At 60.9% G+C, this 9,849-nt stretch carries 9 protein-coding genes and 1 pseudogene; 6 read left to right on the plus strand and 4 right to left on the minus strand.

What is annotated here, in order from left to right:
- Nucleotides 1-120: 120 nt before the first annotated feature.
- Both BKN05_RS11270 and glgA read right to left on the minus strand, forming a co-directional pair.
- Nucleotides 121-1,563: a GH32 C-terminal domain-containing protein gene (locus BKN05_RS11270; protein ID WP_198492842.1), complete on the minus strand. Its 1,443-nt coding sequence runs from the start codon at nucleotides 1,561-1,563 to the stop codon at nucleotides 121-123.
- A 12-nt stretch (nucleotides 1,564-1,575) separates the two neighbouring features.
- On the minus strand, nucleotides 1,576-2,730 hold the full coding sequence (glgA, locus tag BKN05_RS11275) for a glycogen synthase (RefSeq protein ID WP_286688679.1): 1,155 nt from the start codon (nucleotides 2,728-2,730) through the stop codon (nucleotides 1,576-1,578).
- Between the two features lie 109 nt (nucleotides 2,731-2,839).
- Here glgA and glgC point away from each other — a divergent pair, with 109 nt between their 5' ends.
- A complete protein-coding gene (gene glgC / locus BKN05_RS11280) occupies nucleotides 2,840-4,057 on the plus strand; it encodes a glucose-1-phosphate adenylyltransferase (RefSeq protein WP_198493247.1) in 1,218 nt (405 codons plus the stop codon).
- Here the strand turns inward: glgC and BKN05_RS11285 are convergent.
- Nucleotides 4,054-4,701 (minus strand): O-methyltransferase, encoded by a 648-nt coding sequence (locus tag BKN05_RS11285; RefSeq protein WP_198492844.1) that lies wholly within the window; start codon nucleotides 4,699-4,701, stop codon nucleotides 4,054-4,056. The genes glgC and BKN05_RS11285 overlap by 4 nt on opposite strands.
- 151 nt (nucleotides 4,702-4,852) lie before the next feature.
- Here BKN05_RS11285 and sigE point away from each other — a divergent pair, with 151 nt between their 5' ends.
- The 3 genes from sigE to BKN05_RS11300 all read left to right on the plus strand — a co-directional run bounded on the left by sigE (nucleotide 4,853) and on the right by BKN05_RS11300 (nucleotide 6,604).
- Nucleotides 4,853-5,482: an RNA polymerase sigma factor SigE gene (sigE, locus tag BKN05_RS11290; protein ID WP_005323510.1), complete on the plus strand. Its 630-nt coding sequence runs from the start codon at nucleotides 4,853-4,855 to the stop codon at nucleotides 5,480-5,482.
- Between the two features lie 100 nt (nucleotides 5,483-5,582).
- A complete protein-coding gene (locus tag BKN05_RS11295) occupies nucleotides 5,583-6,032 on the plus strand; it encodes an anti-sigma factor family protein (RefSeq protein WP_250410277.1) in 450 nt (149 codons plus the stop codon).
- A gap of 23 nt (nucleotides 6,033-6,055) precedes the next feature.
- The gene (locus tag BKN05_RS11300; protein WP_286688680.1) at nucleotides 6,056-6,604 is read left to right on the plus strand and encodes a twin-arginine translocase TatA/TatE family subunit; all 549 of its coding nucleotides are present in this window, start codon (nucleotides 6,056-6,058) and stop codon (nucleotides 6,602-6,604) included.
- A gap of 4 nt (nucleotides 6,605-6,608) precedes the next feature.
- On the opposite strand, the gene BKN05_RS11305 is transcribed toward BKN05_RS11300, so the two are convergent.
- Nucleotides 6,609-7,739: an Mrp/NBP35 family ATP-binding protein gene (locus BKN05_RS11305; protein ID WP_040425048.1), complete on the minus strand. Its 1,131-nt coding sequence runs from the start codon at nucleotides 7,737-7,739 to the stop codon at nucleotides 6,609-6,611.
- A 105-nt stretch (nucleotides 7,740-7,844) separates the two neighbouring features.
- Here BKN05_RS11305 and BKN05_RS11310 point away from each other — a divergent pair, with 105 nt between their 5' ends.
- Nucleotides 7,845-8,585 (plus strand): hypothetical protein, encoded by a 741-nt coding sequence (locus BKN05_RS11310; RefSeq protein ID WP_284844050.1) that lies wholly within the window; start codon nucleotides 7,845-7,847, stop codon nucleotides 8,583-8,585.
- A 433-nt stretch (nucleotides 8,586-9,018) separates the two neighbouring features.
- Nucleotides 9,019-9,849, plus strand: a pseudogene (locus tag BKN05_RS12640) (helix-turn-helix domain-containing protein); the annotation flags it as partial.

Here is a 9,849-nt window from a genome sequence, read left to right on the forward strand (position 1 = left end):
GGCGGCAACACCCCCCGGATTATGGAAACTACAGGGCAGGTAAGCCATACCGGGACCAGCGACTATCCCCATTATCGGGGACACTCACAAGGTAACGGGCGGTGTGGCGAGCCTAGAGGATTAAAGCTTGGAGCCGGAGCGCTGCCAGTCCTGCTCGATGACGGCATCGCCGGAGGTCTCGACTCGCAGGCCCGAGCAGCCGCCTTCGAAGTAGACGCGAGAGGCCATGGCGATGAGACCGCCGTCGACGAATACCTCAACGGTGGAGCCGTCTTGAATGATGGTGAGGGTATCGGAGTCGCCCTCGGCAAGCGTGGCCGTGGCGGGCTCGGAATCGGCGAAACAGTGGTCGAAGGCCTTGTTCATGGAGCGATCGAGGCTGATGTTATCGCCGGAGTGGCAGATGGTGGCGGCGGGGTCACCGGCGCCGTCGAGAAGCGTGACCGTTACGCAGGAACCGGAAGGGACCTCCATGACGCCGGTCCAGGAACGGGCGTAATCGGAGAGCTTGACGGCATCGGGCAGGCCGCGGGCGGGTGCTTGGTAGAGGACGCCGCCCTCGAGGGTGACCCGGCGAGGCAGGGAGAGGGCATTGGCCCAGCCTTCGGCCTCCCAGGAGGCGTGTGCGGTGGCATCATCGCCGCGGCCGTTGCCGTTGAGGAGACCGACGATGACGGCGCGCTCGTAGCGCTGCTCCGGGGTGAGCGTGCCGGTGGTGGTGTTGGTACTGCGTGGGCGGGAGAAATCGTGGCCGAAGTCTACGCGGCGGAAGCCGGAGACCACGGTAAAGGTGGTGCCCTCCAGTCGGCCGACGAGGTAGCCGGAGACGTCGCGGCCGCCGCGCTCTAGGGTGACGAAGAGGACGTCGTAGATATTGCCGTCAACCTCATCGCGCAGTCGGACTAGGCGCGGGGAGACGACCGGCGGAATGGGCGAGGTAGCGGGGACCTCTCCCTCTAGGAAGCCAGGGTCGCCGTCGAACTTGAGGCTGCCGCGCAGGCGCCAAGACACGCCATCGGTGGATTCGAGGATGACGGGAACCGGGGCGTCGGAGTGGCCGGTGAGCGCGAGCATGAGCCAGCCGTCGTGGCCGTTATCGCGGTCCTCGGAGGCCCAATCGGGCACCACGCAGGGGGAGCGGAAGTGATCGAAGTTGCGGGTATTGCCTACGACCTCGCCAAAACGGACGACATTGGGGTCGAGGGCCTGGGGGTCATCGGAGACCTCGCAGATCTCGTCCACGTCAGCGTAGCGGGCGAGGTGAACGGCGATTCCGGCGGCGGTCACGGAGGTGAAGTAGAGATGGATATCTTCCGGGCCTTGGGCTACGGATCCTGCGCGCAGGGAGAGCTCGCCGCCGACGGGGGCTAGGACATCGTCGCAGTCCAACCAGTCAAAGGGAGACTCTTCGGAGTAGGTGTGTCCCCAGCGGGCAGGGGAGTCTGCGGTGGGGCGGTACTGGTAGAACAGGTGCCAGGTATCGCCGTCGCGCAGGATACCAGCGGGGGCGTCGAGGACGCCGTCTTCAGGAACAAAATGCAGTTCAGGGCGGTGAGTTGTCACGGCTATCCTTCCTTAAATCAAGCTGCGGTAGATATCGACGGTCTGGGCGGCAATGGTAGCCCAAGAGAAATCGCGAATGGCGCGTTCGCGGCCGGCGCGGCCAAATTCCGCGGCGCCCTCTTTATCGGCGGCGACGTCATTGACGGCGGCAGCGAGGTCGGCTTCGAAGGCAGCGGTATCGGCGGCGTCGTAAGGCACCAGTACGCCGGTCTCGCCATCGACCACAACCTCCGGAATACCGCCTACGTTGGAGGCAACAACGGCCGTGCCGCAGGCCATAGCTTCTAGGTTGACGATGCCGAGCGGCTCGTAGATAGACGGGCAGACAAACACATCCGCGCCGGAGTAAATCTGCTGGACCTCGTTGCGCGGGAGCATGTCCTTGACCCAGAAAATGCCATCGCGCTGGGTGCGTAGCTCATCTACCAGCGCCTCGGTCTCCGCCGCGATTTCGGGCGTATCGGGCGCGCCGGCGCACAGCACCAGCTGGATATCCGGGTCGAACTTCCGCACTGCCTGCAGCAGGTGCTTCACGCCTTTTTGCCGGGTAATGCGGCCAACGAAGGCGGCGATGGGGCGTTGCTTATCGACGCCCAGCTTGTCCAACACATCTCCCTCTCGCGGTTGCCACAGCTCGGTGTCGATGCCGTTGAGGACAACGTGGACCTTGGAGGCGTCGATGCGCGGGTAGGCATCCAGGATGGAGTCCTTCATGCCAGCAGAGACAGCGATGACGGCGTCGGCATATTCCATGGCGTTCTTCTCGGACCACGAGGAGACGTCGTAGCCGCCGCCGAGCTGCTCACGCTTCCATGGGCGGTGTGGCTCCAGGGAGTGAGCGGTGACCACGTGCGGAATATCGTATAGCTGGGCGGAGAGGTGGCCGGCAAGGCCCGTGTACCACGTGTGCGAATGGGCGATGTCGATATCGGAGGCGGCATCGGCCATGCGAAGCCCGGTAGACAAGGTCTTGAGCGCTCCATTGGCACCCTCGAGTGCGGGGTCCACGCCGTGCACAAAAACGTCCTTTTCTTCGCGCGGGGAGCCCATGCAGTGCACGGAGACATCGATGATATCGCGCATAAAACGGGTGAGTTCAGCTACGTGAACTCCGGCTCCGCCGTAGATTTCCGGCGGGTATTCTTTGGAAAAGATTCCGGCTCTCATGTCCACCCAGAATACGTATCTCTGGTGCCGCGTGCAGAAATACGGGATGGGGGTAGAAAAGTGCATATATCTGCTGCGAAATGTGGGATTTGCAGATAGGTTTGAAAACGTGAGAAGCCTGCCAAATGTCCTAGCCATTGTCCTTGCCGGCGGCGAGGGAAAGCGCCTTTTTCCCCTGACCGAAGACCGCGCCAAACCCGCCGTGCCTTTTGGCGGATCCTACCGCCTCATTGACTTTGTCCTGTCCAACTTGGTCAACGCCGGTTACCTAAAGATTGCGGTGTTGACCCAGTACAAGTCCCACTCCTTGGACCGCCACATTTCCCAGGCGTGGAATTTGGCGGGGCCGACGCCGCAATACATTGCTTCGGTGCCTGCCCAGCAGCGCCGCGGTAAGCGTTGGTACAACGGCTCGGCGGATGCCATTGTGCAGTCGCTCAACCTCATCTATGACGAAAAACCGGACTACGTCATTGTCTTCGGCGCGGACCACGTCTACCGCATGGATCCGGCGCAGATGGTAGAAGAACACATCGCCTCGGGACTGGATTGTTCGGTGGCCGGCATTCGTGTGCCGCGCGCGGAGGCAACGGCCTTTGGTTGCATCCAAGCCGATGGCATGGGAACCATCACGGAGTTCGTGGAAAAGCCTGCGGACCCACCGGCCACTCCGGATGACCCGAATATGAGCTATGCCTCGATGGGAAACTATGTCTTTACGGCGCAGGCGCTTATTGACGCCCTCTTGGAGGACGAAAAGAACGAGGACTCCGCCCACGATATGGGCGGCGATATTATTCCGTACTTTGTGAAGCGTGGGCAGGCGCATGTCTATGACTTCATGGCCAATGAGGTGCCGGGATCTACCGAACGCGATCACGGCTACTGGCGCGACGTGGGCACCATCGATTCCTTCTATGAAGCGCACATGGACATGATTTCGGTGCACCCGATCTTCAACCTCTATAACCGGAATTGGCCGATTCACTCCACGGATGATTCCAATTTCCCGCCGGCGAAGTTCGTGCAAAATGGCATCGCGCAGTCCTCGATGGTGGCGCCGGGCTGCATCGTCTCCGGCGGCACGGTGCGCAATTCCGTGCTGGCGTCTGACGTCCACGTGGCCGATGGCGCCACGGTCGAAGGATCGGTCATCCTGCCAGGGGTGCGCATCGGCCGTGGTGCGGTGGTGCGCCGCGCGATTCTCGATAAGAACGTCGTCGTCAGCGATGGCGCAATTATCGGCGTGGACCGCGAGCGCGATGAGGAGCGCTTCAAGGTTTCTGACGGCGGCGTGGTCGTCGTCGGCAAAAACCAGAAGGTTTAGAGCTTCGTTACGAGGGTGAGCCCGGACCCCAGCGGCAAGCGGGTGACGTTCGCGCCCTCGAGCTCGCGCAGGTACTCGTCTGCTTCGCGAGCGGCGGCGGTGTCGCGGTCGGTCCGGGAGGCGTCGGCAAGCGTGCCATCGAGCAAAGAACTAGCCAAGACCAGGGTGCCGCCCTGGTGCAGCAGTGGCCACGCGGCCTTGATGATGGCGGGGAGCTCGAGCGCGGCGACGTCGGCGTAGATGACCTGGTAGGCATCATTAGCCAGCCGGCCCATGACCTCGAGTGGGCGAGACGGCAGGAAGCGGCCACGTGAAGGTGCATAGCCCGCCTCGCGGAAGGCGGTCTTGGCGCTGCGCTGGTGCTCCGCCTCGGGGTCAATGCAGGTCAAGATGCCATTATCGGGCATGCCAGCAAGCAGGTAGAGGCCCACCACATTGGCGGCCGGGGTGATCGCCACGGATTGGGGGCGTTCGGTGGAACCGGCGGAGGCGGCCGTTAGCGTGGTGAGCAGCTGGCCCGTTGATTCATCTGGAACCGGCAGACCGTACTCATCGGCGTGGTCGCGCGCGCCACGCAGGGCCGCGGAGGGCTCGCTGGTGGTCTCGATATAAGAACGCAGTGCTTCATATGCGGTAGTAGTCACGTAATAGACCTTAGGGAAAAGTGTCCCCAAATGTGGCAAAAACGCGCCTAGCCAGCGAGGTTGTGGTGGGTGGGGATAATGTGACGGACTCACAGGAAATTATCAGCACTGTGGCTGGAGTTTCACTTTGAAGTGTAGAAAAATGACATGCATGACAACAACGAAGCGCGATGCCGAATCCCTTCAGCCCGCCACCCCTGAGGCGGAGTTGACCGGTACCGCGGCGTTCGATGCCGGCGAAGCCGACATGCCAGCCTGGGGTGACCTCGTGGCCGAACACGCCGATGGCGTCTACCGCTTGGCGTACCGCCTCTCCGGCAACCAGCACGATGCAGAGGACCTGACCCAGGAAACCTTCATGCGTGTCTTCCGTTCCCTGGATAAATACCAGGCCGGTACGTTTGAAGGCTGGTTGCACCGCATTACCACCAACCTCTTCTTGGACATGGTTCGCCATCGCTCCAAGATCCGCATGGAGGCCCTGCCGGAGGATTATGAGCGCGTGCCCGGAACGGATATGACCCCGGAGCAGGCCTATACCGTGGCCAACCTGGACCCGGCGCTGCAATCCGCGCTCGATGGCTTGGCTCCCGATTTCCGCGTGGCCGTGGTGCTGTGTGATGTCGTAGGTATGAGCTATGACGAGATTGCGGAGACCCTCGGCGTCAAGATGGGTACGGTTCGCTCCCGCATCCACCGTGGCCGTTCCCAGCTGCGTGCGGCGCTCGAAAAAGAGGCGCAAACCAATGCGGAAACCCGCATGCTGCTGCGCACGCGTTAAACCATCGCGCGCTAAACTCTAAAGAAACTGCATAGTCCCCGCCGCCGGCGGGGACTTTCCGTGTCACTGAAGGCCAAGCAACTACTGGAGGAGGGTGTCGATGGACTCGCTGCGGGGACGCCGAACCTTGTCCACGCTGAGCGTGCGCGGCGGATTCGATGCCGTTCAGGCCAAGGCCCGCGATAAGGCGAAAGCCAAGGCGCGGCGCAGCGATACCATCGGGCACCTTGGCCCAGAGGCTGTCGTTGCCTTCGTGGACGGGGAGATGGAGCCGAAATTCATGCACCGCGTGCGCATCCACTTGGTGCACTGCGCCGAGTGCCGCGCGGATGTGCACCAGCAGCGCCATGCCTCAGAGTGGGTTCGCCACTGCGCGGATTCCGCTAAGGTCAAGGCGCCGCAATCCCTGCTGGCAAAGCTCGCGGGCATTGCCACCGAAGAGGTTGCGCCCGGGCCGGATGCGGCAACGCCCGTGCACCGGCCGCAGCAGGATTTCTTGGACAAGGTGGAGATGGTGGTTCGCGCAATCAAGCACAATCAGCGCGGCTAAGAGTGAGGGACTAGTATTTAACCGTGTTTTCTTCCATTGGTTGGCCCGAGATTTTCGTCATCGTGGTTTTGGGCATCATCGTCATCGGCCCAGAGCGCATGCCTGAGGTGATTAAGGATGTGCGCGCGGCCATCTACGCGGCGCGCAAGGCCATCAATAACGCCAAGGCGGAGCTCAATGGCGAGATGGGCTCGATTACCTCGGAATTCGATGATATCCGCGGCCCGCTCACCCAAGCCGCACAGTGGACGCGCCTTGGCCCGAAGGGTGCTATTACCAAGGCGCTTTTCGACGGCGACGATTCCGCCTGGGACGATTTCAACCCCAAGAAGATGGCAGAGAACGTCAAGACCGCTACCGCTCCACAGGAGCCGGAGGAGCAGCCGCAGTCTCAACCGCAGCAGCAGCGCCCGAGCTTCGACTACTCCCAGATCTATGCCGAGCAGCCGAAGCCAGAGCCTCAGCAACGCCCTCAAGCGCCCCAGCCAACGGAGCAGCCCGCGCCAGAGAAAAAGCCGCCACGTGGTGGGGAAGAATCCACCGGCGGCGGCTTGTGGGGCGATGTAACCTAAGGCGTTAGTTCACGCCCAAGTTGAGGTTTTTGCCCACCAGGGAATCAGAACGTATGGCCAGCTTATCGGCCACTGCCTGGATCTGTTGGGCGGCGGGGGACTCGGGGGAATCGAGAACAATCGGTGTGCCGGCATCGCCACCGCTGCGCAGGGTGGGATCCAACGGCACGGAGGCCAGCAGTGGCACCTCATGGCCCAAGATGACGCCTAGGCGATCGGCCACAATCTGTCCGCCGCCGGAGCCAAAGACATCCATGGTGGAGCCATCCGGCATCACCATGGCGCCCATGTTTTCAATGACGCCGGCCACGCGCTGGCGGGTCTGCTGGGAGATGGAACCGGCGCGCTCTGCCACCTCGGCGGCTGCGGCCTGCGGGGTGGTGACAATGAGTAGCTCCGCATTGGGAATGAGCTGGGCTACGGACAAGGCGACGTCGCCAGTGCCCGGAGGCAGGTCCAAGAGCAGCACGTCGAGGTCGCCCCAGAAAACGTCAGCCAGGAACTGCTGCAGCGCGCGGTGGAGCATGGGTCCGCGCCAGACCACCGGGGCATTGCCCTCCACAAACTGCCCGATGGAAATGTGCTTAATGCCATGAGAAATCGGCGGCAGCAGCATCTCATCATCGAGCACAGTCGGCCCGTCGGTGCAGCCCAAGAGGTTAGGGACGGAGTGGCCGTAGATATCGGCGTCCACAATACCAACCTTGAGGCCCTTCTGGACCAGCGCTGCAGCCAGGTTGACGGTCATGGAGGATTTGCCCACGCCGCCCTTGCCGGAGGCCACCGCGAAAACGCGAGTGGTGGAATCCGGCTTTGCAAACGGGATTTCCGGCTCGGCCTGGCCGCCGCGGAGCTTCTTCTTGAGCTCGCGACGCTGCTCATCGCTCATGGCTTCCATCGTCACCGTGACGTTTCCAACGCCCTCGATATCCTCTACCGCGGCGCGGGTATTGGACTCGATGGTGGACTTCATGGGGCAGCCAGCGATGGTGAGGTAAATTTCCACGGCTACGTCATTACCAGTGACGGTAACGGACTTCACCATGTTGAGCTCGGTGATGGGGCGGCCGATTTCGGGGTCTTCGACGCGGGAGAGTGCCTCGCGTACGGCGGATTCAGTAATAACGCTAGACATAACTCTTGCCATCTTAGTCACGCCGCAACAGGAGGTAAACACACCCTCGGTGTAGAATCAGCTAGACGCTCACGCGCCGCTAACTAAAAGGAGAAGAGTATCGCTATGCGCAGCTTTGCCCGTCCCGCCCGCGCCATTGTCGGTGTGGTGCTGTCCGCAACGCTGCTTTCCGGCTGCTCTTCCCAGTTCGATACCAACCCCTTTGCCGAGAGTCCCCAGAGCGAGCCCATTGGCATTTTGGTGGATACCAATGAGACCGACCAGCTTGTCCTTGCGGAAATCTTCCGCCAGGAGCTGATGGGGCAGGGCCGCGAGGCGTCCATTGTGAAGGAAGACATCTTCCAAGAGACCAAGGGTGGGCGTTCCATGAACCCGGGCGGCAATTTCTATGTGGGCTGCACCGGCGCGTTCCTTAATATCCTCAATCCCGGTGAGGCGCGGGCGATTTCTAAGGATTACAAAAAGGCACAGAAAGCCTCCGAGCCCGGCGGCGAGGACTACCTGGCCCGCACCCACATTGCGCTCATGTCGAGCTTGCCCACGGATACCTCCACGGTCGAGCCTTCCGGTGCCAGCGGCTGCGAGGACGCCGAGCCCGAGTTGCCAGAAAATTTCGTGGTGCTCTATCAAGACGATCTTTTCGACCGTGAAGAGCGCCAGGCCGTGGCCTCGCTGACTAAGTTCATTACCCAAAAAGACCTCTCTGACATGGTCGAAGAGGTAGAAAACGACGACTCCAGCGCGGAGAAGGTCGTACGCTCCTGGATGAATTCCTCCGGTGGCGACATCGCCCATGAAGAAGGCGACTCCGATTCTTCCGGCGGGTCGAATCTCACTGGTTCTTAATATTTGACCGTTGGCAGGTTTGTTTGAGTTTCCCGGGCTTGTTGGCAACTTGGAGCTCCTGATGGGACCAACACCTCCACAGGATCAAGGACACGTGTGACTCGATATGGAACCATTCTGGGCTCGTGAATACCGACGCTAGTGCTTTTCATTGCTCCCGGGTTTGAGTGACAAGCATCCGCGACACGATTGGACATATCGAGTAAGCGCGCTAATTCTTAACCCGCTCCCTTGGCGCTCATGGGAAAGCGACCGCCAAGACAATAGTGTTCCGCTGGTGAGCGCGAAGGAATCGGAGATGAGAAAAGACGTGAGAGGGCAAGAACGCCGAGGGAGTGCTCCGGTAGAAGCAAGAACAGAAGCTTTACTAATGCTTGATTTCTAGCGGTCGTGGAAACACCTGACATGGGTTAGGTGATTGTGTGGAGTCGAAATGGGTTCCGGATTCTGCTGTTGTGGCGCGGTTTGCGTCGTTGGTTCGGGCTTTGTGGCGCGGTTTGCGTCGTTGGTTCGGGCTGGTAGTTCAATACGGGCGGCTGCTGGTGTGGTTGGTTTACCGCGGTCGGTAGCTTATCGGCTTGCTGGTGAGTTGGACTTGCCGCGCAAGCGCCGCAGGCGTATTAGCTCGGCTGACAGTCAGGCAATAGCTCGCCTGTGGCTTGAAGGTGTGGCACCAATGGATATTGCGCGCCAGCTTTCTATAGGCTCTTCTCCGGTGTACCGCATCGGTATTGAGCTTGGTTTGTGGAAGCGCAATCCGCATGGCCGCAAAGCTGCGGCAACAACTCGCCGGTGTAGTTATCTGCAACTGCGTGTAAATGCTTTAGGGCGCAAAGATGCCGCTTTAGCCTGTGGCATTCATCCGCGTGATGCTGCTGATATGGACAAAGGTGTCATCAAGCTTTCTGCGGGGCGTGTGCCTTTTGTCCCGGCTGGCCCGGATGTGGCGCTGTATAACAGGCTTATGCAGGTACTCGAGTACGTTGATGGTCGCCAAGCAGTTCCAGTCCAGGTTATTCCGCAAGAGCGTATCGATAGGCGTATTTCTTCGCGCTATTTGTCGGTAGAAGAGCGCGAGCTCATCTTTGATCTTGACCGGCAAGGCAAAGGTGTACGTGAGATAGCTCGGCGTCTTCAGCGCTCTGCTGGAACTATCAGCAAGGAACTTAAACGCAACCGGGATGAATTTGGGGTGTATCTTCCCACGCATGCGCACCGTAAATCGGTGTTGCGTAGGTTTAGACCGAAAAAGCGCAAGATTGAT

This window comes from Corynebacterium sp. S5S1 (assembly GCF_001913985.1).
GTDB classification, from domain to species: domain Bacteria; phylum Actinomycetota; class Actinomycetes; order Mycobacteriales; family Mycobacteriaceae; genus Corynebacterium; species Corynebacterium marquesiae.

What these genes read in the sequence shown, in the direction of transcription:
- BKN05_RS11305 (WP_040425048.1), bottom strand. Translation starts at nt 7,739, where the DNA reads ATGTCTAGCGTTATTACTGAATCCGCCGTACGCGAGGCACTCTCCCGC.
- glgA (WP_286688679.1), bottom strand. Translation starts at nt 2,730, where the DNA reads ATGAGAGCCGGAATCTTTTCCAAAGAATACCCGCCGGAAATCTACGGC.
- BKN05_RS11295 (WP_250410277.1), top strand. Translation starts at nt 5,583, where the DNA reads ATGGACTCGCTGCGGGGACGCCGAACCTTGTCCACGCTGAGCGTGCGC.
- BKN05_RS11310 (WP_284844050.1), top strand. Translation starts at nt 7,845, where the DNA reads ATGCGCAGCTTTGCCCGTCCCGCCCGCGCCATTGTCGGTGTGGTGCTG.
- sigE (WP_005323510.1), top strand. Translation starts at nt 4,853, where the DNA reads ATGACAACAACGAAGCGCGATGCCGAATCCCTTCAGCCCGCCACCCCT.